The sequence below is a fragment of the Parvibaculum sp. genome (assembly GCF_030651915.1).
In the GTDB taxonomy this organism is placed as follows: domain Bacteria; phylum Pseudomonadota; class Alphaproteobacteria; order Parvibaculales; family Parvibaculaceae; genus Parvibaculum.
On record NZ_JAUSBV010000005.1, the window covers coordinates 139,417 to 165,663 of the forward strand.

At 63.1% G+C, this 26,247-nt stretch carries 22 protein-coding genes and 1 tRNA gene; 3 read left to right on the forward strand and 20 right to left on the reverse strand.

Annotated elements, in window-relative coordinates; genetic code table 11:
- Nucleotides 1–4 precede the first annotated feature (4 nt).
- The 12 genes from guaA to Q7V31_RS05150 form a co-directional block, all read right to left on the reverse strand.
- Nucleotides 5–1,555: a glutamine-hydrolyzing GMP synthase gene (gene guaA / locus Q7V31_RS05095; RefSeq protein WP_304732775.1), complete on the reverse strand. Its 1,551-nt coding sequence runs from the start codon at nt 1,553–1,555 to the stop codon at nt 5–7.
- A gap of 16 nt (nt 1,556–1,571) precedes the next feature.
- The gene (locus Q7V31_RS05100) at nt 1,572–2,015 is read right to left on the reverse strand and encodes a tetratricopeptide repeat protein (protein WP_304732777.1); all 444 of its coding nucleotides are present in this window, start codon (nt 2,013–2,015) and stop codon (nt 1,572–1,574) included.
- A 116-nt stretch (nt 2,016–2,131) separates the two neighbouring features.
- The gene (locus Q7V31_RS05105; protein WP_304732779.1) at nt 2,132–3,430 is read right to left on the reverse strand and encodes an RsmB/NOP family class I SAM-dependent RNA methyltransferase; all 1,299 of its coding nucleotides are present in this window, start codon (nt 3,428–3,430) and stop codon (nt 2,132–2,134) included.
- Between the two features lie 28 nt (nt 3,431–3,458).
- On the reverse strand, nt 3,459–4,919 hold the full coding sequence (gene guaB, locus Q7V31_RS05110) for an IMP dehydrogenase (protein ID WP_304732780.1): 1,461 nt from the start codon (nt 4,917–4,919) through the stop codon (nt 3,459–3,461).
- 104 nt (nt 4,920–5,023) lie between these two features.
- The gene (locus tag Q7V31_RS05115) at nt 5,024–5,770 is read right to left on the reverse strand and encodes an RlmE family RNA methyltransferase (protein ID WP_304732782.1); all 747 of its coding nucleotides are present in this window, start codon (nt 5,768–5,770) and stop codon (nt 5,024–5,026) included.
- Between the two features lies 1 nt (nt 5,771).
- On the reverse strand, nt 5,772–7,118 hold the full coding sequence (locus Q7V31_RS05120) for a Ppx/GppA phosphatase family protein (protein WP_304732784.1): 1,347 nt from the start codon (nt 7,116–7,118) through the stop codon (nt 5,772–5,774).
- Nucleotides 7,119–7,356: 238 nt separating this feature from the next.
- Nucleotides 7,357–7,430: transfer RNA gene (locus Q7V31_RS05125), tRNA-Gln, on the reverse strand.
- A 187-nt stretch (nt 7,431–7,617) separates the two neighbouring features.
- Nucleotides 7,618–9,420, reverse strand: coding sequence for an NAD(P)/FAD-dependent oxidoreductase (locus Q7V31_RS05130; RefSeq protein WP_304732786.1), 1,803 nt, complete (start codon nt 9,418–9,420; stop codon nt 7,618–7,620).
- Between the two features lie 165 nt (nt 9,421–9,585).
- The gene (locus Q7V31_RS05135) at nt 9,586–10,653 is read right to left on the reverse strand and encodes a TRAP transporter substrate-binding protein (RefSeq protein WP_304732788.1); all 1,068 of its coding nucleotides are present in this window, start codon (nt 10,651–10,653) and stop codon (nt 9,586–9,588) included.
- 156 nt (nt 10,654–10,809) lie between these two features.
- Entirely contained in the window at nt 10,810–12,132 is a 1,323-nt protein-coding gene (locus Q7V31_RS05140) for a TRAP transporter large permease subunit (protein WP_304732789.1), read from the reverse strand.
- A complete protein-coding gene (locus tag Q7V31_RS05145) occupies nt 12,129–12,641 on the reverse strand; it encodes a TRAP transporter small permease subunit (protein WP_304732791.1) in 513 nt (170 codons plus the stop codon). The genes Q7V31_RS05140 and Q7V31_RS05145 overlap by 4 nt, the downstream gene beginning before the upstream one ends.
- A 180-nt stretch (nt 12,642–12,821) precedes the next feature.
- The gene (locus tag Q7V31_RS05150) at nt 12,822–13,268 is read right to left on the reverse strand and encodes a hypothetical protein (protein ID WP_304732792.1); all 447 of its coding nucleotides are present in this window, start codon (nt 13,266–13,268) and stop codon (nt 12,822–12,824) included.
- A gap of 88 nt (nt 13,269–13,356) precedes the next feature.
- On the opposite strand from Q7V31_RS05150, the gene Q7V31_RS05155 reads away from it, so the two are divergent.
- The gene (locus tag Q7V31_RS05155) at nt 13,357–14,469 is read left to right on the forward strand and encodes a PQQ-dependent sugar dehydrogenase (protein ID WP_304732794.1); all 1,113 of its coding nucleotides are present in this window, start codon (nt 13,357–13,359) and stop codon (nt 14,467–14,469) included.
- 9 nt (nt 14,470–14,478) lie between these two features.
- Here Q7V31_RS05155 and Q7V31_RS05160 read toward each other — a convergent pair whose 3' ends face one another.
- From Q7V31_RS05160 to ptcA, 6 genes are all read right to left on the reverse strand, one after another.
- Nucleotides 14,479–14,811 (reverse strand): DUF1329 domain-containing protein, encoded by a 333-nt coding sequence (locus tag Q7V31_RS05160; protein WP_304732795.1) that lies wholly within the window; start codon nt 14,809–14,811, stop codon nt 14,479–14,481.
- Nucleotides 14,812–15,119: 308 nt separating this feature from the next.
- Nucleotides 15,120–15,842: a TonB C-terminal domain-containing protein gene (locus Q7V31_RS05165; protein WP_304732796.1), complete on the reverse strand. Its 723-nt coding sequence runs from the start codon at nt 15,840–15,842 to the stop codon at nt 15,120–15,122.
- A 197-nt stretch (nt 15,843–16,039) separates the two neighbouring features.
- Nucleotides 16,040–16,951, reverse strand: coding sequence for a carbamate kinase (gene arcC / locus Q7V31_RS05170; protein WP_304732798.1), 912 nt, complete (start codon nt 16,949–16,951; stop codon nt 16,040–16,042).
- 4 nt (nt 16,952–16,955) lie between these two features.
- A complete protein-coding gene (gene aguA / locus Q7V31_RS05175) occupies nt 16,956–18,065 on the reverse strand; it encodes an agmatine deiminase (protein WP_304732800.1) in 1,110 nt (369 codons plus the stop codon).
- A 54-nt stretch (nt 18,066–18,119) separates the two neighbouring features.
- Entirely contained in the window at nt 18,120–19,520 is a 1,401-nt protein-coding gene (locus Q7V31_RS05180; protein WP_304732801.1) for an APC family permease, read from the reverse strand.
- A 68-nt stretch (nt 19,521–19,588) separates the two neighbouring features.
- Nucleotides 19,589–20,599, reverse strand: coding sequence for a putrescine carbamoyltransferase (gene ptcA, locus Q7V31_RS05185; RefSeq protein WP_304732803.1), 1,011 nt, complete (start codon nt 20,597–20,599; stop codon nt 19,589–19,591).
- Between the two features lie 231 nt (nt 20,600–20,830).
- On the opposite strand from ptcA, the gene aguB reads away from it, so the two are divergent.
- Complete coding sequence (aguB, locus tag Q7V31_RS05190; RefSeq protein WP_304732804.1) at nt 20,831–21,703, forward strand: N-carbamoylputrescine amidase; 873 nt, start codon at nt 20,831–20,833, stop codon at nt 21,701–21,703.
- 375 nt (nt 21,704–22,078) lie between these two features.
- Entirely contained in the window at nt 22,079–23,434 is a 1,356-nt protein-coding gene (locus Q7V31_RS05195; protein ID WP_304732806.1) for a DUF1329 domain-containing protein, read from the forward strand.
- Here the strand turns inward: Q7V31_RS05195 and Q7V31_RS05200 are convergent.
- Together Q7V31_RS05200 and Q7V31_RS05205 are read right to left on the reverse strand one after the other, a co-directional pair.
- Nucleotides 23,431–24,414 carry an SUMF1/EgtB/PvdO family nonheme iron enzyme gene (locus Q7V31_RS05200; RefSeq protein WP_304732808.1) on the reverse strand — a complete coding sequence of 328 codons (984 nt, stop codon included), beginning with the start codon at nt 24,412–24,414 and terminating at the stop codon, nt 23,431–23,433. The genes Q7V31_RS05195 and Q7V31_RS05200 overlap by 4 nt on opposite strands.
- 88 nt (nt 24,415–24,502) lie before the next feature.
- On the reverse strand, nt 24,503–26,158 hold the full coding sequence (locus Q7V31_RS05205; RefSeq protein ID WP_304732809.1) for a sulfatase-like hydrolase/transferase: 1,656 nt from the start codon (nt 26,156–26,158) through the stop codon (nt 24,503–24,505).
- Nucleotides 26,159–26,247: the final 89 nt, after the last annotated feature.

Below are 26,247 nucleotides of genomic sequence, written 5' to 3' on the forward strand. Positions count from 1 at the left end.
GGGATCACTCCCACTCGATCGTTCCCGGCGGCTTCGACGTCACGTCGTAGACGACGCGGTTGATGCCGCGGACTTCGTTGATGATGCGGGTCGAGACGTGGCCCAGGAAATCGTGGCTGAAGGGATAGTAATCCGCCGTCATGCCGTCGATCGAGGTGACGGCGCGCAACGCGCAGACATAGTCGTAGGTGCGTTCGTCACCCATGACGCCGACGGTGCGCACCGGCAGCAGCACCGCAAAGGCCTGCCAGATCGTATCGTAGAGGCCGGCCCTGCGAATTTCGTCGAGATAGATGACGTCGGCCTTACGCAGGATTTCGAGCTTCTCGCGGGTGATTTCGCCGGGAACGCGGATGGCGAGGCCCGGGCCGGGGAACGGGTGGCGGCCGACGAATTCTTCCGGCAGGCCGAGTTCACGGCCGAGGATTCGCACCTCATCCTTGAAGAGTTCGCGCAGCGGCTCCACGAGCTTCATGTTCATGCGCTCGGGCAGACCGCCGACATTGTGGTGGCTCTTGATCGTGACCGATGGACCGCCAGCGAAGGAAACGCTTTCGATCACGTCCGGATAGAGCGTGCCTTGCGCCAGGAAGTCGGCGCCACCGATCTTCTTCGCCTCCTCCTCGAAGACGTCGATGAAGGTGGCGCCGATGATCTTGCGCTTTTTTTCCGGATCGGAAACACCGTCGAGCTTGCCGAGGAAGAGGTCCGTCGCGTCGCGGTTGACCAGCGGGATGTTGTAGTGGTGGCGGAAGAGATTGACGACCTGATCGGCCTCGCCGGCGCGCATCATGCCGGTGTCGACGAAAACGCATTGAAGCTGGTCGCCGATGGCCTCGTGCAGCAGCACCGCAACCACGGATGAATCAACGCCGCCCGAAAGGCCACAAATCACCTTGCCCTTGCCGACCTGGGCGCGGACCTTGGCGATCTCTGTTTCCCTGAAGGCTGCCATCGTCCAGCCGCCCTTGCAGCCGGCAATCCTGTGCGTGAAGTTCTTCAGCATCGCGGCGCCGCGCGGCGTGTGCATCACTTCGGGATGGAACTGCACGCCATAGAAGCGGCGGCTTTCATCCGCTATGGCGGCAAAGGGCGCATTGCGGCTGACCGCGATGGTCTTGAAGCCCGGCGGCAGCGCGACCACACGATCGCCATGACTCATCCAGACCGGTTCGCTCTCACCGGCCTGCAGCAGACCCTCGAAGAGCGGGCTGTCATCGAGAACCTCGATGATGGCGCGGCCGAATTCCCGTTCGTCGGAGCTCTCGACCTTGCCGCCGAGCTGGGCGCACATGGTCTGTTCGCCGTAGCAGATGCCAAGGACGGGCACGCCCGCCTTGAACACCCATTCGGGCGCACGCGGCGTGCCGATGCCGGTGACGCTGGCCGGTCCCCCCGAAAGAATGACCGCCTTGGGCGCGAAGCTCTTGTCGAGCCCCTCAGCCTTGTTGAAGGGAACAATCTCCGAATAAATACCGCTTTCGCGCACACGCCGCGCGATCAATTGCGTTACCTGGCTGCCAAAATCGATAATGAGGATGCGGTCTTCGGTCATCGTCCTTCTACCAGGTTCATGGGGCACCGGGCCCGGATTCGAGCATGCGGGCAATATCCCGCGTCTGTTCACAAGATTCACAATGGATGCGAAGGACGCGGAGCCTCTCTGCCGCCGCCTCGCGATTGCCCTCGGCGATGTCGAGACGCGCGAGGCCGCTCAAGGCATCCAGCTCAGTCGGATCGATGGAGAGCGCGATGCCAAAATACTTGCGGGCAAGGCGCACATCGCCCGTCGCATGGTGCACAGCGCCGAGATGGGCGTAGGCAGGCGCATTGGCCGGGTTTGCCACAATGGCGCGTTCGAACAGTCTCTGCGCGCCAGCGAGGTCGCCACGCGCAACCGCCTCAATGCCGCGCTCACCGAGCACAATCGATATGCGGGCCGATGCATCGTCAACCGCCATCGCCACGCCCGGCAACAGCGCCAGCAGGAGCGCCAGCGCGGGCGGGCAAACCATTCGGAGCCGGTTTCGGAGAGAGGCAGCGGGCATGTGTCCATGCTTTCGGGGGATGCTTGGTCCGATAGACCACCCTTGCCGAAATCCGTCAAGCCTCACACTGCAGCGCAACATTCTCAGCCCTCCCGCCGCAGAACGGCAATGAAAAAGCCGTCCGTTTCTGTGCTGGCGGGCGTCAGCCGGAGGAAGGGATCATCGCCGATACCGGGCGGAGGCGGAAAATCGGCGGGCCAGATCAGGCGCCATGATAACGCCGCGAACCCGCGGTCGGCTGTCAGAAACGCGGCAACCTGTTGATCGTTTTCCGACGGCAGCAGCGAGCATGTGACATAGACAAGACGGCCGCCTGGCCTGACCAACCGTGCCGCGCGCGCCAGCACCTCGGTTTGCGCGGCGTGGTAGCCGGCGAGAATTTCCGGTGTCAGGCGCCAGCGCGCATCGGGATTGCGGCGCCACGCGCCGGTACCGCTGCAGGGTGCGTCGACCAACACACAGTCCATGCGGGCCTCGAGGTCGGCCAGGTCCGCATCCGGTGCATCGGGCGCGAAGACACCGAGCGCGCGGGTCTGGATGTTGCGGATGCCGGCGCGCTGGGCACGCGGCATCAGCTTGTCGAGGCGGCGGCTATCGTTGTCGCAGGCATGGACCTGGCCGCGATTGCGCATCATCGCGGCCAGCGCCAGCGACTTGCCACCGCCGCCGGCGCAGAGGTCGACCACCTGCTCGCCGGGTTTTACACCGGTGGCCAGGCATGCCAGTTGCGAGCCCTCATCCTGCAATTCGACCAGTCCGTCGCGAAAGCTCGGGAGGCCCAGAATGTTGGCCCGCCCTGCCAGTCGCAACCCCCAAGGCGAGAGTGGCGTCGGTTCAGTCGCTACATTCTCATCGGCGAGCACCGACTTGGCGTGGTCGCGAGACCCTTTCAGCGCGTTGACGCGCAAATCGGTCGGCGCACGCTCCATCAGCGCTGCCATTTCGCGTTCGAGCCTCGCGCCAAGCGCCAATTCAAACGCGGGATGCAGCCATTCAGGATAGTTGAGTCTGACCCATGACGGTGCATCCGGTCCGGGCAAGGCAGCTTCGCAGAGCGCGGCATTCTCTTCGATGGTCAGGGGCGCGGGTGCGTGGGGTGTTCCATCGGCGCGTGCCGCGGCAGCTTCCGCGCCCTCCCCTTGCAACAATGCGATGGCCGCGAAAGCGAGCAGGCGTGGTGCGTCCGAGCCGGTGGCGGCCACAAGCTGCGCACGGTGACGGAGCACAGAAAAGACAAGTTCACTGACGGCCCCACGGTCCTTCGAACCGGCAAACCGGCTCGACCGCGACCATGTGTCGAAGGCCCGGTCGGCCGGCTGCCGCGTTTCGAAAATGCCGGTCAGAATATCGATTGCCGATTGCAGACGTGCCCCGGGCGTCATTTGAAGCTCCCGGTGTCGCTATACGCGATCAGCTCACACCGCCGGGATAGTTCGGTGCTTCACGGGTGATCGTCACGTCGTGCACATGGCTTTCACGCAGGCTTGCCGACGAGATGCGAACGAACTCGGCGTTCTTCTGGAAATCGGCGATCGTGGCGTTGCCAGTGTAGCCCATTGCGGCGCGCAGGCCGCCGACAAGCTGGTGGATGATACCACCGACCGGGCCCTTGTAGGGCACTTGACCCTCAATGCCTTCCGGCACCAGCTTCAGCGAATCCTTGACGTCCTGCTGGAAGTAGCGGTCCGCGGAACCCACCGCCATGGCGCCGACCGAACCCATGCCTCGATAGGATTTGTAGGAGCGGCCCTGGAACAGGAAGACCTCTCCGGGACTCTCCTCTGTGCCGGCAAAAAGCGAGCCGAGCATGGCGCAGTCGGCGCCTGCCGCAATCGCCTTGGCGAGATCGCCTGAAAACTTGATGCCGCCATCGGCGATGACCGGGGTGTTGGTTTTCTGCGCTGCCTCGGCCACGTCCATGATCGCCGTCAATTGCGGGACACCGACGCCGGCGACAATGCGTGTGGTGCAGATCGAACCCGGACCGATGCCGACCTTGACTGCGTCGGCGCCGGCATCGATCAGGGCGCGCGCGGCATCGGCGGTCGCCACATTGCCGGCGATCACCTGCGTTGCATTGGAGATCTTCTTGATACGCTCGACCGCTTCCGAGACGCGCTTTGAATGTCCGTGCGCGGTGTCGACGACAATCACGTCGGCGCCAGCGGCCATCAGCGCCTCGGAACGGGCAAAACCCTCATCGCCGACGGTGGTGGCGGCGGCAACGCGGAGGCGGCCCTGCTCGTCCTTCGCCGCATTGGGGTGAAGCTGCGCTTTTTCGATGTCGTTGACGGTGATGAGGCCGATGCAGCGGTAGGCGTCGTCGACCACCAGAAGTTTCTCGATGCGATGCTTGTGCAGCAGCCGCTTGGCGTCTTCCTGGCTGACGCCATCCGTCACCGTGACAAGGTCTTCCTTGGTCATCAGATTACGCACGGGCTCGCGCATGTTGGTGGCGAAGCGCACATCGCGATTTGTCAGGATACCGGCGAGTTTTCCTGTCGCCTCGACAACGGGAATGCCTGTGATGCCGTGCCGCTTCATCAGCGCGAAAGCATCGGCCAATGTTGCGTCCGGATCGATCGTAACCGGATTGACCACCATGCCGCTTTCGAACTTCTTGACCTGGCGCACATGCTCGGCTTGCGCTTCCGGGTCCATGTTGCGATGGAGGACGCCAATACCGCCGGCCTGCGCCAGCGCTATGGCCAAGCGGGCTTCGGTGACGGTGTCCATGGCAGCGGAGATGATGGGAATGCCGAGTGCGATCGACCGTGTCAGTCGCGTCTTTGTGTCGGCCTGGCTTGGGAGAACCGTGGAAGCGGCAGGGAGCAGGAGGACATCGTCGAATGTCAGCGCTTCACGGATCATACTGCCAGCCTTTACCTTGGCCCCGATGCGGGGACACACCCTATCGTGTGTTGGCGCTGGCTTTTAACATCTATATCGGGGAATGCAAAGGCAGTTTTGGGGCGTTATTCGGTGTCTACCGAATCGCTTGCGGAACGGCCCTTAAAGCCTTGGGCCAGCACATACATCTCGGCCGAATCGGCGCGGCTCGCCTTGGGTTTGACGTGGCGGACGGTCTGGAAGTGGCGCTTCAGGAGGACCAGCAGTTCGTTTTCGGTGCCGCCGCGCAGCACCTTGGCGAGGAAGGTGCCGCCGGGCGCCAGCACTTCGACCGCGAACTGCGCCGCGATCTCGCAGAGCGACATAATGCGCATGTGGTCAGTCTGTTTGTGGCCGGTGGTCGGCGCTGCCATGTCCGACAAAACGACATCGGCCTCGCCCGCCAACAACTCTTTCACGCGTGTATCGGCACCTTCGTCAAGGAAGTCGAGCTGCAGGATGGTGGCGCCGGGCACCGGGTCCATTTCGAGGTAATCGAGGCCGATGACGCTGCCCTGCTTGTTGCCGGCCGTACCTTGCGCATTGACGCGGGCGACGGCGACCTGGGTCCAGCCGCCCGGCGCGCAGCCAAGATCGACCACCCGGCCGCCGGGCTTCAGGAAGCGATATTTGTCGTCGATCTCAGTCAGCTTGAAGGCGGCGCGCGAGCGATAGCCTTCGCGTTTTGCCGCATGGACATAGGGATCGTTCAACTGCCGCTGTAGCCAGCGTGTCGACGAGTTGCTGCGCTTGCGGGCGGTCTTGACGCGCACTTTCAGCGCACGGGCACCGCCGCCAACGCCTTTGCCACCGCTTTTGTCGCCTGTGGCCATCTCACTTCACCTGAACCGGTTGTGCTATTGCTCCGTCGAACCGCTTTGCATTACGGCGGCGCCTTCGGCGCCGACGGCGACCGCGTCGCGCATCTCTTTCGATCAAGGACATCAGTATTCCCTCGCGCAAACCGCGATCGGCCACCCGCAGCCGTTCGGCCGGCCAGGCACGCGCAATCGCCTCGAAAATTGCGCAGCCAGCGAGCACAAGGTCGGCGCGCTCGTCACCTACACAGGGATGTGCAGCGCGCATGCTGTGACTCATTGCGAGGAGCGACTGCGTGACGCGGTGAACGTCGACGGGGGAAATCCAGATACCGTCCACACGCGTTCGATCATAGCGATCGAGGCCGAGATGAACGCCAGCGATTGTGGTAACGGTGCCGGATGTGCCGAGCAGATGGAAGCCGCCCTGCCCTGCATCCAATTCACGTACGCGTTCCAGAAATGGCTCAAGCCGTTCACCGACTTCGGCGACCATTCGGTCATAGAGCGCGACCGGTACGTCAACACCACCGTGGTGCTCGGCCAGCGTGACAACGCCACAAGGCAATGAGATCCAGTCACCTATCACCGGGCGGTGCCGCGTATCTCCATCCGGCATCCTGACCCAGATCAGCTCTGTCGAACCGCCGCCGATGTCGAATACCAGCGCGGAGGAACAGCCCGGATCGAGGAGCGGCGCACATCCGGCGACCGCCAGGCGCGCCTCGTCTTCGGTTGAGACAATCTCAAGGGAAAGGCCCGTTTCCTTCTTGACCCGTTCGACAAAGATGTCGCTGTTAGATGCCGTTCGGCAGGCTGCGGTGGCGATGGTCCGGGTACGAACAACGCCGCGTCGCGCCATCTTGTCGGCGCAAATTTTCAGCGCTTCGATGGCGCGGGTCATTGCCGCCTCGCTCAGCGCGCCTGTGCGGCCAAGCCCTTCGCCCAAACGTACGATTCGGGAGTAGGCGTCGACAACCTTGAAGCCGTCATTGTTTCGACGGGCGATCAGCAAGCGGCAATTATTGGTACCGAGATCAAGCGCCGCATAGAGAATGTCAGCCGCCGCTCGCACGGTATGCGTCTTTTGCTGACGCAGAGCGACGGGTTGCTTTGGCTGGTCGGCGCGCTCAGCCTGACGCCCGCCCCGACGGCCACGACGGCGGCGTTTCGGGCGAGGTTCGTCATGGCCCGTCGGCTGTTCGTTCCCGGCATGCCCATGCATTGCCCCCGACGCATCGGTGGCTTGGCTGGCGGCCTCGGCAACGCCCTCCCCGGAGGGCTGGTGCGGCGCGGAAAGGCCCTTTTCAGCGACGGCGGCCAAATCGAGGCCGCCGGAACCGCCGTCGGTTTCTGGGCGCACGGCTCTCAGACCCGGGAAGCGGCGAGGCATCGCTTTACGCGCACCGCGCTTCCGACCGGATTCCCTGTTCTTTCAGTTGGAGGCAGTCTAGCAGCTTGGAACGCGGGGTAAAGCGCGTGGGGTGACGCGATTGGGAATCGGATATGCCTGCATTGCATGTCCGCCTCCGCTAAAACGCCGGCGGGACAGCCGGCGCCCATTCACGGCTTGCCCAGCCGAAGCCCGCTCGGGCGAAGGCTGGCTGGGGGACTAGGATTCGAACCTAGATAGGCAGAGTCAGAGTCTGCAGTCCTACCGTTAGACGATCCCCCAAGATGCCGATTCTGCCCGGCTCTCCGCCATTAAGGCGGTGCGGCCCGGGCACGGCGCAGCTCGGTTGCGCGCGGCGAACCTATTCGCCACTGCCTCAGCCGTCAACACCTTGCCGTCGCTCACCAATTGCCCCGCAGGGGCGCCGCGCATTTCATGCCCGGCACCCCCAAAACCTTTCCCCTCAACCTCACTGCACCATGAGACCCGGAAGGTCGCCCTTATCCCGCCAGTCTTCGAGGATCTTGATAAAAGCGACCGAACCGCCCCCGTAGAAGCCGTTGCGAATGGCGAGTTCCGAGGGCTTGCCCTCGTTATTGTAGTAGCCGGGCGTGCATTCTTCGAGGAAGCGGCGGTTGAAGGCCGACGCCTTGATGACGGCGTCCACCCATTCCTTTTCGGCGTCTTCCGCCACTTCGACGACACGCGCCTGACGGTCGATGCATTCCCTGACGATGTAGGCAAGATGCTTCGACTGCTCGTTGAGCATGTGCGGGAAGTTGGCGGTGAAGCCAGATTGCGAATTGCTGACGATGAAGCAGTTGGGGAAGCCGCGCGTGTGCATGCCGTGCAGCGTCGAGACGCCGTCCTGCCACTTCTCGGTAAGCGAAAGACCCTCACGGCCGCAGATCTCGAAGCCGGCACGGCGCGTGTAGCTGGTGCCGACTTCGAAGCCGGTCGCGTAGATCAGGCAGTCGATCTCGAATTCCCAACCATTGGCGACAATCGAGTGCTCGCCGATGCGCTCGACGCCGCGCCCTTGTGTGTCGATCAAGTGGACGTTCGAGCGATTGAAGGTGTCGAGATATTCGTCGTGGAAGCAGGGGCGCTTGCAGAACTGGTTGTACCAGGGCTTCAACGCCTCAGCCTTGGCCGGGTCCGTGACCACGGTTTCGACGCGCTTGCGGATCGATTCCATTTTCTGAAAGTCGGCAAGCTGAACCATCTCGGCCATGTCGGCCGGCGAGCGGTCGCCGGTGTTCTTGCGCGCCATCATCAGGAGATTGCCAATGATGTCGGTCCAGCCGTCGTTGACGAGGTCTTCTTCCTGATAGCCGCCAGAGACCAGCGTGTTGAAATTGTCCATACGGTGCTGCTGCCAGCCGGCCGGCAGGCCTTTCGCCCAATCGGAATCGGTCGGGCGGTTGTTGCGCACGTCGATGGATGAGGGCGTGCGCTGGAAGACGAAGAGCTCCTTCGCCCAGGCGCCGAGATGCGGCACGCATTGCACCGCCGTCGCGCCGGTGCCGATGATGCCAACGCGCTTGTCCTTCAGGCCGTCGAGGCCGCCGTTACAATCGCCGCCGGTATATTCGTAGTCCCAGCGACTGGTGTGAAAGGAATGCCCCTTGAAGCTCGCGATTCCAGGGATGCCTGGCAGCTTCGGCCGATGGAGCGGGCCGCTCGCCGTCACCACGAAGCGCGCCTTGATGGCGTCGCCGCGATTGGTGCGCACGATCCAGCGCGCGATGCCGTCGTCCCAGCGAAGTTCAGTCGCTTCGGTCTGAAAGAGTGCGTCGCGATAGAGATCGAAATGCCGGCCGATGGCGCGGCTGTGTTCGAGAATTTCGGCCGCCTTCGCGTACTTCTCCACCGGCATGTAGCCGACTTCTTCGAGGAGCGGCAGATAGATGTAGGATTCGATGTCGCAGGCTGCGCCCGGATAGCGGTTCCAGTACCAGGTACCACCGAAATCGCCGCCCTTCTCGATCATGCGGACGCTTTCGACGCCGGCCTCGCGCAGTCGCGCGCCGGCGAGCAAGCCACCAAAGCCGCCACCGACGACCACGACATCGACTTCATCCGTCAGCGGCGCGCGTGCGAAGCCCGGTTCGACATAGGGGTCGTCGAGGTAGTGCGCGAACTTGCCCTTGATCTCGACATATTGCTCGTTGGCGTCGGCGCGGAGGCGCTTGTCGCGCTCGGCACGATATTTTTCCTTCAGGGCCGTCGGATCGAATCCGAGTTCGGCATTGCCTGTTGTGTCAGCCATTCGGCCTGCTCCATCCCTTGCGTGTCACGATTTCTTTGGTCAAATGATAAAATTTAATTACTACATGTCAAAGGGTTCGGGATTCATCCCGGTTTCGCGACGTCAGATAGCGATCGGGCCCCGTCTTTCGACGGAGCCCGAAGCTGTCGGCGCTGGCGCGAGCGCCTAGCCGTAGCGGTAGGGCGCGCCCGCCTTGCGCATCGTGTCGGCGTAGTTCTTCAGGATTTGCACGATCTTGGCGTTGCGCGGGCTCTTCTGGGCGATCTCATCCCAGAATTTGAGCGCCTCGTCCTCGACCGTCTTCCACTCCGCTTCAGGAATGGTCGTCAGTTCGAGCTTGCCGCCGGTCGTGCGGTAATGCGCCTCGCCCCACCAGTACCAGTGCTGACGATAGTAGTGAGAGCTGTCCATGGAGAGCTTGAAGAGCGTCTTCAGGTGCTCGGGCAGCGCGTTCCACTTGTCGGTGTTGGCGATGTAGGAACCCGCCCAGGCACCGGAGATGTTGTTGGTGAGGTAGTACTTGGTGATGTCGGCCCAACCGACCGTATAGGTCTCGGTCGCGCCGCACCAGGCGACGCCGTCGAGCTCGCCGGTCTGGATCGCCACTTCGATGTCTTCCCATGGCAGCGTCACCGGCACGACGCCGAAGCGCTGCAGGAAGGTGCCGCCTGTCGGGAAGGTGAAGACGCGCAAGCCCTTCAGATCTTCAAGCGAACGGATCGGTTTGTTGGTGACGAAGTTGCACGGGTCCCATGCGCCGGCGCTGAGCCAGGTGACGCCCGGCACTTCGGCATAGGCTTCTTCCCAGAGTTCGCGCAGGCCGTACCATTCCCACAGCACCGGCACGTCGAGGCCGTAGCGCGAAGCGAAGGGGAAGTAGGCGCCGAAGACCGAAACGTCCACGGGCGAGGCCATGCTGTCGTCGTCGCTTTGTGCGGCGTCGATGGTGCCGTTCTGCACGGCGCGGAAAAGTTCGCCCTGCGGCACCAACTGGTCGGCATAGAAGAGTTCGATTTCCATTTCGCCGTTGGCGGCCTTGTTGAACTCATCGATCGACGGCTTGATGACGTGTTCGGCAAGCGAGGCACCTGCATAGGTCTGCATGCGCCACTTGATCGGGCTCTGCGCCTTCACGTAAGGCGCGGCCAGGGTTGTTGCGCCGACGGCGGCAACCGATGCCACGCCGGCCTTTTTCAGAAAGTCGCGTTTGTTCAGTTTCGTGCGGTCGTTCATCTCGATTGGTCCCTATCCACTGGAATGTTCCGGGTTGCGCCCGATGGACAACGGGCGCCAATCCGCTCGAATGAAGAAGTCCGTTCGCGGTCTTAACGTCGATCCCCTTTTTTCAGGCCCCGGATGACCGCTGAAATCCGGCGCTGATCGTCCCACTCATCGTCCTGCGTACAAATCAGGCAGCCAAAGGGCCAGCTGAGGAAATGCCATCACGATACCGATTGTGAACAGCATAATGAATACAAACGGTACGATTGACCGGTAGATGTCGACAAGCGTTATCTCCGGGGGCGCCATCGCCCTCATCAGAAACAAATTATAGCCAAAAGGCGGGGTGATGTAGGCCACCTGGCAGGTCATCACGTAGAGCACACCGAACCAGATTGGATTGAACCCGAGACTGATGATCAGCGGGACGTAGAGCGGCGCGACGATGACCAGCATTGCAGTATCGTCGAGGAACATGCCGAGAATGACGAAAGAGACCATCATCATAATGAGGATTTCCCACGGGGTGAGGTCCCATGTTTCGAGAAACAGCGCCGAGATAGCACGCTTGGCACCGAGGCCGTCATAGACGGCGCCGAAACAAAGCGCCGCAAGAATGATCCACATGAACATGCAGGTGATGCTGAGCGTCTTGCGCATCGTTTCGTCGAGCACATGCCCGGTGAGACGGCGCTTGAACAGAGCCACCAGCGTCGCCGCCGCAGCGCCGACCGCCGCACTTTCGACGAGGCTCGTCACGCCCATCAGGAAAAGCCCCATCATCGCGAAAAATATCGCCAGCGGCGCGATGCCGGCGCGCAGCAGCAGGAGCTTTTCCTTCAAACCGACATCAAGATCCTCGGGCGGCAAAGTGGGTGCGAGCGCAGGGTTGCGACGGCAGCGGATGTAGATGTAGATGGCGAAGAAGGTCGCCATGATCAGTCCGGGCACGACGCCGGCAAGCCAGAGTTGCAGCACCGGCTGTCGCGCGATCATCGCGTAGAGGACAAGCACAACACTGGGCGGGATGAGGATACCGAGCGAACTGCCGGCCTGGATGACGCCCGTCACCATGACCTTGTCATAACCGCGCCGCAACAGCTCCGGCAGCGCGATGCTGGCACCGATTGCCATGCCGGCGACGCTCAATCCGTTCATGGCCGAGATCACGACCATCAGACCGACCGTACCGATCGCCAAGCCTCCGCTGAGCGGGCCCATCCAGACGTGAAATGCCTTGTAGAGATCGTTAGCGATGCCGGATTCCGACAGCATGTAGCCCATGTAGATGAAGAGCGGCAGCGTCAGTAGCGGATACCAGTTGAGGACGATGAAGCTGGCGTTGAACGGCATTTCAGAGCCGCCATCGCCCCAGAGCAGCAGTGCTGCGGCCGCGGCGACGAAACCGATCGCGCCGAAGACGCGCTGGCCGGTGAGCAGCAGCAGCATCAGCGACGAGAACATCAGCAGCGTGATCAGCTGGTAGCTCATTCGAGTTCCTCACCGCGAACGCGCGCAAGGTCCCGGAAAAAGATCGCGACTGCCTGCAACAGCATCAGGCCGATGCCGATGGTCATAATGATCTTGATGGGCGCCAGCGGCGGGCCCCAGGCGGTGTAATTTTTCTGGCCGTAGGTGAGCGCATATTCGGTGCTCGATATGCCACCCATCAGCAGCACCACGAGGTAGAAGATCAGGAAGAAGGCGGTGATGGTGTCGGTGAAGGCCTTCTTGCGCGGTGACAGCCGGCCATAGAGAAGGTCCATCCGGACGTGACCGTCGATCTGCATGGCGTAAGCGCCGCCCAGAAGATAATAGGCGGCCAGCAGAAACTGGCCCATCTCCATCACCCAGACGATGGGCACGTTGTAGACGGTTCGCGAAAAGGAGGAATAGAGCAGGATGCCGATCATCACAAAGATCAAATACATGGCGAGCCGTCCGACCACGCGGTTCACGGCCTCGACATATCTGACATAAATCCTTACAGCCCCAGGCAAATGCAGCACCCCAAACCGACACGACGCCCCGACTGACGCACCCATCCCCGGGCGCGCCAAGTCAACAGGCTGCACCGGCTGGCGCAAAGAGGCAAGATTTTCAGATATGGCGCGCGCCGGAATTGCGCCGCCCGAAGCCGCAGCGCAACAGTCCACTTCCCGGCATTCACCGCGCAGCAATCAACGCGCCGGCAGGGCCTTTGCAAAGGTCAGGCCGCCAATGGCGCCGGCCGCCATCTGGGCGAGGAAGCCGAGCGTCGAGCGGGCGCCGGCTATCGCTGTGATTTCGAAAATAAAGTTCATCACCAGAAGCGTCACACCAAGAGAAACCGCGCCTGCCACAGTGTAGATCAATGTGCGCTGAACCCCGGCCAGTTTGAAGACCAGTGCGCCGGCCGAAAGCGCGACAATGAAGCCCGCACCGACGATCGCGCCGAAGAGTGGCGCCATGCCGACGATGTCGTGCAGCGTCGTCGACAGCCGCTCGCCGAGCGATATATCGACACCGAGGCCGGTAAGGCGCGCCAGAACAAACTGCGTATGCGCGACCGCGCCCAGCACCGTGGCAACGACAACCGCCAGAACATAGGCCAGCACGACCCTCAAGACCCACATATTCGTCCCCATGATTTCTTTCTGCCCCGATCTCACGCTAGGATTGCACAGAATGGAAGCACAGGGGACGGGAATCGGGCAAATGAGCAAACGGATATTGATGGGCCTTGCGCTGACGATTTCTCTTTCTACGGCCGCCGCGGGGGTGGCCCTCGCCCAGGAAGCGGCGCCTACGAGCGCCGACTACCGCCTCGTGCCTGTGGCCGAGGGCCTCGACCACCCCTGGAGCCTGACCTTTCTGCCCGACGGGTCGATGCTCATCGTCGAGTTGAGCGGCCAGATCAGGTCGATCAAGGACGGCGCGCTGTCGCCCGATCCGGTGGCCGGTGTGCCGCCTGTGTTCTTCCGCAGCCAGGGCGGTCTCTTCGACGCCGTCCTCCATCCCGACTTTGCGACCAACGGTCTGCTCTATCTTTCCTACGCGCACGGCACCGCAGATGCCAATGCGCTGCGCGTCGCCCGGGCGCGGTTCGACGGCGCTTCGCTGCACGATCTCGAGGTGATCTTCGAGGTCGAGCCACTGAAGGACACGCCCGTTCACTATGGTGGCAGGCTCCTTTTCCTGCCGGATAGCACGCTGCTGGTGACAACGGGCGATGGTTTCGACTATCGCGAGCACGCGCAAATGCTCGGCAACCATCTCGGCAAGATCATCCGCATCAACGACGACGGCAGCGTGCCGGCGGACAATCCGTTTGTTGGGCGCGAGGGCGCGCTGCCGCAGATATGGACCTACGGCCACCGCAACGTGCAAGGTATTCTCCGCGATGATGCATCGGGCCGGGTCTACGCGCACGAACACGGCGCGCAAGGCGGCGACGAAATCAACATCATCGAGCCCGGCAAGAACTACGGTTGGCCGGTCATCACGCACGGCATCGATTATTCGGGCGCACGCGTTTCTCCGTTTGTCGAATATGAAGGCATGGAACAGCCTTTCCTGCACTGGACGCCGTCTATCGCACCTGCGGGCTTCACTCTCTATCGGGGCGACAAATTCCCGCAATGGCAGGGCGATCTCTTTGTCGGTGCGCTGGCGGGGCAGCACGTCCGCCGCATCCACCTGGTCGATGGAGCCGTCGCCGGTCAAGAAGAATTGTTTGGCGAGCTCGGCCAGCGTATCCGCGAAGTGCGCACGGGACCCGACGGCTATCTGTATCTGCTGACCGACAAGGAGAACGGCAGCCTGCTGCGTGTCGAGCCGGCGAGGTGAGAATAAAGACTATATGCCCAGTCGACGGGGCGCATGGATGGTCAGATAGCGATCACAGGCCGACCGGTCGTTGACCATCATCGTGTGACTACCCCTGACCTGTTTGACCTGTTCAAGGCGGGTGATGCGGGTGGTCTGGATGTTGTGGGCATGAACATGCGTCCATGACCCGTAAGGGTGCTTTCCGTCCATCACGACCGTATCGCCCTTGTGGTCGAACGAGACCATAACAAATGGCAACAATGTGCGCGCGTCGAACCAGATCTGTTTCCTGCCGACCGGCGCGCGCGGAAACATCACCGGCGCAGCCTCGACGACAAGCGCTTCCGGCACGAGCTGCACTTTCGTGTCCCAGAAGCTGTCGCCAGACGCGGTTGGTGGCGTCGAGCGACAAATAGAGGCTGCGGACCAGCAGCTCGCCCTCGCCGGGCGCTTTCAGGCATCCGATCCTCCCCCGATGGCGCGGGATGCGCGGATTTTCTTCCACGAATCCAGTTACTTACCGATTTCAGCACCCGACCCTCCCCGGTGGCCACGCCGATGGCGCCTTGTTGTTGAGGGGATGCTGAACCGGATTGCCCCTCCCATACCCACCCGAAAGGGTGGGTATGGGCATGGCACAAAGCGAATCTCAACGGGCAGGTTTGACGCTAATTTTCCGGTTCCGCAGCGGTGAGGGTCAGTTCCAAGGGCACGACGTCTGCCGGATAGCCAGTCGGAAAAGGAAGAAGCTGCCGGCTCTGCCGGATTGCCTCGATGAAAGCGCCATCAAGCCGGGGATTGCCGCTGGATCGAACCATCTTCGCATCGAGCAACACGCCGGATCTGTGCACAAGCAGCATGAAATCCGCCGTGCCCCTCAAGCCCGTGATTTCATTCAGATCGACCTTGCTCGTGATCAGTGCTTTCAGCTTATTGAGATAGGCGTCGCCACCGCTGGCGCTGCTGGTCGTGGTGGATGGCGCGGGCGCCGAATAGCTGCGCTCCACGGTGCGGGCCCAGTCCGGGATGTCCAATCTGCCGGTTTCTTCTTTCCTTTCAACGGGTTGTGGTTCGGGCTCCGGTTCGGCGGGCGGGGCTTCGTCGGTCTCGTCAGGGCCGGGGACTGTTTCGGCCTCGCCGCCCGAACGCGTAAAGGTCCGTGGCTGCAAGGGTTTTTCCTCCTCGGCCGGGGCCTCTTCCGGCGCCGGCGGCGGCGGGGCCTCTTCCTCGGTGACCAGCTCGACGGTGATGGCGGGCGGATCGGCGGCCGGGTTCGGCGCCGGATTTGTCAATAAAAACGGGAGGATAAGGGCAAGGTTCAAGAGCAGCGCCAGGGCCAGCGCGATGACGAATTCGCTCCAGCGGCGCGGGCGCGGCGGCGGCGGCGGCACGACATGGAAGCTCGCGGCCGGGCTTGTGCTCATCGTGGTTACAACCATTTCCGGCCGGTTTTCCGCTCTTTTTTTACCTCACCCGCCGGCACACATGACGCCGGCGGGAGCGGGCGAGCATAACAAGGCACAGCAGCAAAGACAGCCGTACCCCCCCCTCTGTCACGGAACTGTCAAAAAACTGTCACAAATGACGATCAGGGGTCGATGCGCGTGCCCGCTTCGCCGGCCAGCACGGCGCCGGCATCGTCGAGATTGCCGATCAGGGCCGGGTGGCCGGTCTCGAGCGCGAAGCGTCGGACGGCCTCGATCTTCGGCCGCATCGAACCCGCCGCGAAATCCGCGGGGTCGAGGGTGCGGGCCGACACGGAACTCAGCCGGCGCTGGGTGGGCCTGCCCCAATCGGCCTGGACGCCGTCGACATCGGTCAGGATCAGCAGACGCTCGGCGCCGAGTTCGATGGCCAGCAGACAGGCGGCGAGGTCCTTGTCGATGACGGCCTCGACGCCCTCGGGCGCGCCGCCGGCGCCGGCTTTGACCGGGATGCCGCCGCCGCCGGCGCAGATCACCAGACAGTTCCACTCAATCAGTCTACGGATGGTTTCGATCTCGACAATGCCGTGAGGTGCCGGCGAGGCGACGACGCGGCGCCAGACTTTTCCATTTGGGCCGTCGGGCGCCACCGTCCAGCCACGTTCGGCGGCCAGCGCCTTGGCGGTCGCCTCGTCATAGAGCGGGCCGATCGGTTTCGACGGCGCGGCAAAGGCAGGGTCTGCCGGATCGACCAGGGTCTGGGTCAGGAGCGTCGCGATTTCCCTTTCCGGCAGGGCACGGCGCATCGCCTCCTCGATCACATAGCCGATCATGCCCTGCGATTCCGCGCCCAGCACGTCGAGCGGATAAGGCGGCGCCTCCTTGTAGGCATCGGCTTCGAGCGCCAGCAGGCCGACCTGCGGGCCGTTGCCGTGCACCAGCACCATTTCGTGTTCGCGGGCGATGGCGGCCAGCGCCTCGGCGGCCTTCCCGATGTTGCGGCGCTGATTGGCGATGCTCAGCGCCTCGCCGCGTTTCAGCAGGGCGTTTCCGCCAATGGCGACCAGCACGCGCATCGGATCAGGCCCTCGACATCCGCGGCGCGGGCTGCTGCTGGGTGATGCAATGGATGTTGCCGCCCCCCAGCAGGATTTCGCGCGCCGGGACCGGCAGCACCTTGCGGTCCGGAAAGAGGGTTTCCAGCTTCGCCGCCGCCTCGCCGTCGCGCGGATCGCCGAAGGCCGGCATCGCGATCACGCCATTGGCGATGTAGAAATTGACATAGGAGGCAGCCAGACGCGCACCGGCGCGGCGCGGCTGCGTGCCCTCGACCGCATCGACGCCGCGACTTTCCTCTTCGGAGATGTACAAGGGGCCCGGCTGGTGCAGCTTGTGAATCTCGAAGCGGCGGCCGCGCGCATCGGTGGCGGCGGAGAGGCGCTCGAAGGCGTCGCGGGAGATTTCGTATTGCGGATCGCTCTTGTCGTCGGTCCATGTCAGGGCGACGACGCCCGGCCGCACGAAACAGCAGAGATTGTCGATATGGCCGCTGGTTTCATCATCGACCACGCCGAGGCCGAGCCAGACCGTTTTCTCGACGGCGAGATAGCCGGCGAGCGCATGTTCGATTTCCTCGCGGGCGAGACCGGGATTGCGGTTCGGGTTGAGCAGGCATTCCTCGGTGGTCAGCAGCGTACCTTCGCCATCGACATGAATGGAGCCGCCTTCAAGCACGATCGGCGCGCGGTAACGGTCGACGCGCTCGATCTCGGCGACCTTGGACGCCACCAGGTCGTCCTGGTCCCAGGGGAAATAGAGGCCGCCATCGAGCCCGCCCCAGGCATTGAAGATCCAGTCGACGGCGCGCAGCGCGCCGCCTTCATCGACAACAAAGGTCGGACCGCAATCGCGCATCCAGGCGTCGTTGTTCGACAGTTCGACGACGCGGACCTGCGGCGTAAGCATGGCACGCGCATTGGCGAATTGCCGCGGCGAGGCGCCGACCGTGACCGGCTCGCCCTGCGCGATGGCCGCGGCCACGGCCACAAAGGCGTGCTGCGCCGGTTTCGCGCCGAGACGCCAGTTGTCCGGCCTTTCGGGCCAGAGCATCCATGTACCGGCATGGGGCTCGAATTCAGCGGGCATGCGAAAGCCATCCGCCTTCGGCGTTGTCGTCAGCAATCGCACCATCACACTCTCCAGCAAGGGTATGGACGGCGGCATGCTGGGCCGCCGCCCGTCCGGTCAGCCCTGCGCGCCGCCCCGGCCCGCAAGACGGACCAGGATTTCGCCGATCAGCAACGTAATGGCAACGCCGATCACGATCGAGACCGCATAGGTCGGATCGAATTCCCCGGGCGTGTAGATGAAGAAGACGATCGCCTGGACAATGAAGGCCATGCAGAGCCCGACAAAGACCAGCGCCCCGCCCTTGCCGCCCGGCACCCGATAGGGACGCGGCCGATCCGCGTCGATGCTGCGCAGTTTCAGGAAGGCCATGAACATCGCCAGATAGGGCAGCAGGAAGATGATCGAGGAGAAGGCGAAGAGCGTCCAGAAGAGGTCTTCGGCATCGACCGCCAGCAGACCGTAGATGACGATCACCACGGTTGTGACGATGCCCGTCACGATGGCCGCATTGGCCGGCGTCCGGTGCTCGGGATGAAGGCGCGCAAACATCGACGGCAGGTTGCCGTCGAGGGCCGCTTCGGCGGCCGAGCGGTTGGCGCCCATCGTCCATGTGACCATGTTGGCGACGAAGGAATAAAGCGCCATCAGGCCCAGCAGAATGACGAATGTGCCGGCCATGCCACCTTCGCCCAGCAGTACGCGCAGCGTGTCGACAATGCCGCTGACAAGATTGATGTCGTCGAGCGGGAGCGCGATCAGGATGCCGATGGTGGCGAAGAGATAGAAGGCCGCAATCAGGATACCGGAGACGGCAATCGTCAGCGGCACGTCGCGGGCCGGATTTTTCATCTCGGCGCTCGCCCCCGACATCAGTTCGAAGCCCATGAAGTTGTAGACAATGACCGGCAGGAAGGCGAGCGTGACACCCCAGCTCGGCGTCATGCTGGCGAAGGTCAACTCGTTGGCAACGCCGTGATTGCTCGCATAGACGAAGCCGCCGATGCCGATGACCAGCATGATGGCGACCTTGAAGATGGCGCCGATATTGGGCACCCATTTGCCGACATCGAGGCGGACAATGTTGATCCAGACCGTCAGCCATGTCAGCGCGACAGCAATGGCGATCTGTGTCCAGAGGCCGAGATCGGGCATGAAGAGGGCGGCGAAAATGCCGGCGAAGAGGATAAAGACCGATGGCTGCCAGAGCGCAACGTTGATCCACCAGAGCCAGGCCGTGCGGCCGCCCCAGCGCGCGCCATAGGCGCGCCGGACCCAGGCATAGATACCGCCCTGATCGGGGTAGGTGCTGCCCAGTTCGGCCGTAATGAGGCCGTAGGGCACAAAGAAGAAGATCATCGTGAAGATCCACCAGAAGACGGCCTGCGGGCCGATGGCGGCAGATGCCGCCAGCTGGTCGATCACGAGAATGGCGCAGACCGTGAACAACGTCAGGTCCAATCCCCGCATGACTTTCTTGTAGCCGCGCGGATTTGCGGCTGCCGATGTATCGGTCATCTGTATTCTCCCCGGTTGAGTAAAACCCGTTACTCACGGCAAGAGACGCGCCGCGCCATCACGCAAGGTCACATGAAATCCGACAGAAAATCCTCCGCAATGCCCCGATGGCGCGCCAGCAACGCGTCCGACGGCCGTTTCAGACGCGGATAGACGAACCAGACCAGCAGCGCCTTTTCGGTGTGCAGGCGGTTTTCGGACTGGTCGAGAATGATCGATTGCGGACCGTCCATGACTTCGTCGGTCGCCTCGACGCCACGCGACGCAGGCAAGCAGTGCATGAAGCGCGCGGCCGGCGGCGCCTTCGCCATCAGTGCCGCATTGACCTGGAATTTCGGCATGAAAGCCACGCGGCGCTCCGGCACCTCGTCTTCCTGCCCGATCCACCACCAGAGGTCGGTGTAGATGAAATCGGCATCGGCGACGGCGGCAGTCGGATCCTCGGTGAAGGCGATGGCGCCGCCCGACTCGGCGCAAGCTTCGCGGGCGGCGGCGCGATTGGCTTCCGATATCTGGTATTTCGCCGGTGCGGCCTGCGTGAACGACATGCCGAGCCGGGCGCAGATGAACATCAGCGAGCTGCAGACATTGGTCGCGTCGCCGACAAAGACCAGCTTCAGGTCTTCAAGCTTCTTCCCCTTCGGCGCATGCTCGGTCATCGTGAAGGCGTCGCAGAGCACCTGGGTCGGGTGATTGAAATCCGTCAGGCCGTTGATGACGGGGACAGTCGCGTATTTCGCCAGATCAAGCACGGTCTGATGTTTCAGGGTGCGCGCCTCGATGACATCGACCATGCGCGAGACGACACGGGCGGTATCGGCGATCGACTCGCGGGCACCAAGATGGATTTCTCCGGGACGGAGGTAAAGCGCATGGCCGCCCAGCTTGGTCATGGCCACCTCGAAGGACACGCGCGTGCGGGTGGACGGCTCCTCGAAGATCATGCCAAGCGAGGCGCCCTGCAAAAGCCGCGGACATGCCCCATCCTTGTCGGCTCGCTTCAGCATGGCCGTCAGTTCCATCATCCGAAGGAGCTCTTCCTTCGGGAAATCGAGGATATGAACGAAATGACGCAACATTGGCCAAGCCCCCCTTTACCCGCCATCCTTTCGGCAGGAATATCGCCTCAAGCCCGCAACGAGTTCGCCTAAGGTGATTAGAAGCCTCGTGGCACCCCGGTTCAAGAGCCGGCGAGGTGGCAAATCGAAGCGAGACGAACAAAACGCCGTCCTTGCGCCATCATGGCACAAGATCACCGACCCCGCCCACCTGCGGTTCATCGTAACGACACCAATTGCCGGAGTTTCCGTATGACCGAGATCACCGTTGCCGCCACGCAAATGGCCTGCGGCACCGACCGCGACGAGAACATCGCGCGGGCCGAAAAGCTGGTGCGGGCGGCGGCCGAAAAAGGCGCACAGGTGATCCTGCTGCAGGAGCTTTTCGAGACACCTTATTTCTGCAAGGACACCGAACCGGAGCTGATGCATCTGGCGACACCTGTCGCCGACAATCCGGCCGTGCATCATTTTCGCGCGCTGTCGGCGCAATACAAGGCGGTCCTTCCCATCTCGATCTATGAGCGCGCCAACAACGCACAATATAATTCACTGGTGATGATCGATAGCGGCGAAATTCTCGGTATCTATCGCAAGTCGCACATTCCCGACGGGCCGGGCTATCGCGAGAAATATTATTTCAGCCCGGGCGATACCGGTTTTCACGTCTGGAACACCAGCGCCGGTCGCATTGGTGCGGCGATCTGCTGGGACCAGTGGTTTCCCGAGACCGCGCGTGTTCTCGCCCTCAAGGGCGCCGACGTCATTCTATATCCGACCGCCATCGGTTCGGAGCCGCATGACGAGACGATCCATTCGCGCGACCACTGGCAACGCACGATGCAGGGGCATTCGGCGGCCAATCTGGTGCCGGTCGTTGCCTCGAACCGGGTGGGCCGCGAGGAAGGAACGAGCTGCGCCATCACCTTCTACGGCTCGTCCTTCATCACCGATGCGACGGGAGAGAAAGTCGCCGAAGCGGACGAGCGGGACGAGGCCGTTCTCACCGCCACATTCGACATCGAGAAGAACCGCCGGCAACGCGTCAACTGGGGCGTCTTCCGCGACCGGCGGCCGGAGCTTTACAGCGATATTCTGACTCTGGACGGGACGCCGCGACGGTAGGGCCGGTGCGCATGAAAACCGCTGCGCCGTTGCCATTCGCGAGGGAGAACGGTGCAAAGACCTACTGCGCCGCGCAGCCGCCATCGACGGCCAGCGCATGGCTGGCGGCCGAAGCCGGCCTTGCACAGACGGCCTCCGAGACGGCGCCTGGCATGTCATCGGCAGCGCTCAAGGACCCGAAAAGCAATTCCAAAACATGCGGCGTGCCGAGATCACCCCCGATATAGACGCAATTTGCAGGCAAGTTGACAATTGCGGCTTTGTCGCTTGCCGGGGCAGACGATACGCTTCGTGCAACTGACCAATTGTCATTACAGGCAATCGGCAAAAAACTCGCCGCAGCGAAACCGACGGCGGGAACAGGGAGAAAGCAGCATGAAGACCAACAAGGCATCGTGCCTCGTCCTTGCCATGACATTTTCCGCCCTGATGGCGGGCGCCACCAGTGCCGACCCGGCGCGGCTCGGGGCCGATCTGACGCCGATGGGCGCCGAACGCGCCGGCAATGCGGCCGGCACGATCCCCGAATGGACGGGCGGCATCGCGACGCCGCCAGCCGGCTATGTGGCCGGGCAGAAGCATGTCGATCCCTTCGCCGGCGATGCGGTCCTCTACACGGTGGATGCGGGCAACATGGAACAGCATGCCGCCCATCTGACCGAGGGCCAGAAGGCGATGATGCGGGCGCATGCGACCTACAAGCTAAACGTCTATCCGGCCCGGCGCTCTTGCGCCTATCCGCAGGCCGTTTACGACGCGGTGAAGCACAATGCCGCCAACGCGCAGCTTGTCGCCGACGGCAACAGCGTCGAGGGCGCGCGAATGGCCTCGCCCTTCCCTGTTCCGACCGAGGCCAAACAAATCATCTGGAACCACATTCTCGGCTATCGCGGGCACAAGAGCACGATGCATGTGGCGGCGGCCGCGCCAAGCAGCGGCGGCAACTACACGATCGTTCAGAGCTTCGACCGGCGCATCGTCAGCTACACCGATCCGGCGCTCGGCGATATCGGCGAGCTCAACAACGTCGAATCGAAGTGGATCCGCGTCAACTCCGCGCCGGCGCAACTGGCCGGGGCGGCCTTCCTGTTTCACAACACAATCAACCAGAAGCAGCAGGAACGTTTCGGCTGGCTCTACAGCCCGCAGAACCGCCGGGTCGTCGCGGCCAGCCGCAGCGCTTATGACAGCCCCATTCCGGGTACGGACAATTTGCGCTTCAGCGACATGCAGTTCATGTATAACGGCGCGCCCGACCTTTACGACTGGACGCTCAAGGGCAAGCGCGAAATCCTGACGCCCTACAACACCTACAAGCTGAGTTCGGGCGACTTCAGTTATGCTGATATCCTGCAGGCGGGCCACCTCAATCCGGAAGCGGTGCGCTATGAACTGCATCGCGTGTGGGTGCTCGATGGACGGCTGAAGGACGGGCAGCGCCACGCCTTCCACCGGCGGACACTCTATGTCGATGAAGACACGTGGATGATCGTGCAGACCGACCTCTACGGCGCCGACGGCGCGGTGACGCGGGCGCAGGAAGCCCATGTGCAGAACTATTACGAGGTGCCGTTCTGCGCGATGGATACCGAGATCGCCTATGATTTCGCCAGTGGGCGCTATCATGTGCAGGGGTTGAAGGCGCAAGAAGCCGCGCCTGACTATCATGCCGATACGCTGAAGGACGACGACTTCACACCCGCCGGGCTTCGACGCCTGGTGGTGCGCTAGGGTTCGAGTTCGGGCAGCGGCGCGTTGCGCACGGTGCGAAAGCCGAGATGGGAGGTGGCAAGATCCATCTCCTGCGGCTGGCGCGCGCCGGGCCTGTAGCGCATGCAATAGTTCGGCGCGCAGAGATAGGAACCGCCCTTGATGACATGGGCGTCGCGGCGGCCGTCCCATGCGTCGGCCGTCCATTCCCATAGATTGCCGATCATGTCGTGGAGGCCGAGCGCGTTGGCCTCGAAACAACCGACCGGCGCGACACCGACGAAGCCGTCCTCGGCGGTGTTGACGACCGGAAAGAGGCCCTGCCAGGTGTTGGCCTCCTTCGGGCGTTCATGCGCCGGGCGCGCGTCGGGATCGGCGGCGCGGGCGGCCCATTCCCATTCCGCTTCGGTTGGCAGGCGATGGTCCTTCCAGCGCGCATAGGCGCGGGCATCCTCGAGCGCGACGGCGGTGACCGGAAAATCGTCGCGGCCGTCGATCGAGGTTTTCGGGCCGCCGGGATGGCGCCAGTCGGCGCCGGGGATGTATTGCCACCATTGCGAAATATCGCCCATGCCGTCGACGTCGTTGGGCATGATGAAGACGACGGCGCCGGGCTCTTGCATTTCCGGCGGCAGGTGCGGATGCAGCGTTGCATCGACCGGGCGCTCGGCGACCGTCACATAGCCGGTGGCGGCGACGAAAGCCGCGAAGTCGCGATTGGTGACCTCGGTGCGGTCGATCCAGAAGCCATCGACCGCGACCGTGCGCAGCGGTCCTTCTTCGGGATAGACCGTATCGCCCATCGCAAAAGTTCCGGGGGGCACCCAGACCATGCCGGGATGCGGGCCCTTGTCGGGCAAAGGTGCGAGACAGCGCGACGGCTCGGCGGCGGCCATGCGCGCGGTCTTCGATCCGCCCAGCAGCCACAGCGCCGTCGCCGCGGCGGCCGCGACAAGCACGGCCGCCAGCAGAGACAGGGCGACGGTTCTAGAGACGTTCATCGTTTCACGGAAACGATGAACGTCTCCAAGTCTTTGTTTTGTCGCGTTTCCGGACGGTGAACCGGCTTCCACTTCACCTGGAAACGCTCTAGTTCGCCCAGTAGACATATTCGTCGTCCGGTCCACGCGGCGCGCCGCCCAGCGGCCGGTCGATCATCACCGGCGCCTCGATCAGCGATGGCCAGATCGGCTCGGATTGTTCGCTATCGATTTCGTTCAGAGCTGCGATCATTTCGGCGAGTTTGGCGGGTTCCGCTTCGGAAAGATCGTTCTTCTCGGTCGGATCGACGGCGAGATTGAAGAGCCATGTGCGCGCCGGCCGCTCGGAGACCTGCAGCTTCCAGCCGCCGCTCAGCAAGGCCTTGTAGTGACCCGAGCGCCAGAAGAGCGGGCGATCCGGCACCGGCGCCTCGCCAAGCGCCAGCTTCACCAGATCGACACCATCGACGATGCGGTCGGTGCGCGGGCTGACGCCGGCCGCCGCCGCTGCGGTGGTGAAGATGTCGACATGCGCGGCCGGGCCGTCATAGAGGGTGCCGGCCGGAATGCGCGCCGGCCATTGCATGAAATAGGGCACGTGAATGCCGCCCTCGAAGAAGGTGATCTTCCAGCCGCGATAGGGCTTGTTGAGATCGGGAAGGCCGACATAGTTGGCGCCGCCATTGTCGCTGGTGAAGATGATGATGGTGTTTTCCTCCAGCCCGTTTTCGCGCAGGGCTTCCGTCACCTTCTTCACGCCGCGGTCGAGGGCGACGATCATGGCCGCATAGACGCGCTCGGTGTGGTTTTCGATGTGGGACAGCGCGTCGTAGTCGGACTTCAGCGCCTGCAGCGGCGTGTGCGGCGCGTTGTAGGAGAGATACATGAAGAAGGGGCGGTTGCGGTTGGCATGGATCGCCTTGACCGCCTCGTCGGTCAGATAGTCGGTCATGTAGTGCGACGGCGCGAAGCGCTGCGAACCGTTGAACTGCACGGCGAAGGGCAGATTGGCCCAGAGGAACTGGTCGATCGGGTCGAAGTCCTGCTTCGAGTTGACGACGTTGGGATCGTTGACCGGCAGGAACAAGGCCGCGCCGGGCATGAAGCCCAGCGCCTCGTCGAAGCCGCGCTTGTCGGGCCGCGAGGTTTCGGTGCCACCCAGATGCCATTTGCCGAGCATCAAGGTGCGGTAGCCGGCGCCCTGCAAGGCTTCGGCGATGGTGATTTCGTCGGCCGGCAAGGTCATCGCATCGGGTTCGGGCACCAGCGGCTCGCGGTCGGCGAAATAAACCGCGCCGGCATCGCGATTGAAGCGCGCAATGTTTTTGGCGAAAGCCTTGGGGGCGGGCGTGAACTCGAAGCCGAAGCGGGTGGCGAAGCGGCCGGTCATGATGGCGGCGCGCGACGGCGCACAGGTGGCGTTGCCGGCATAGCCGTTGGTGAAGGTAACGCCGTTCCTTGCGATGGCGTCGATATGCGGCGTCGGCACGGTGCCGCCGGCCAGGCCGCCATGGAGCGACAATTCGTTGAAGCCCATGTCGTCGACCAGAATGACGACGATGTTGGGGGCGCGCTCCGACGGAGCTTGCACGGGTTCGACCGGACCTTCCTGCCAGGCAATTTCAACGTTCGGTCCGATCGGGCTGCGCCAGGTGTCGATCAGGCCCGGAATGTAGATCCAGTAGCGGCTCAGCAGTACGCCCGCAACGACGACGACAACCGCCAGACCGGCCAGAACGCCGATGCCACGCTTTCCGATGCTCATGCCCCTCTTCCCCCCTGTGCCGGCACCCCGTCCGGATGATTTAATGTCTTTCATTAATATAGATGCCGCCGGTCCGAATGACAAGCGGG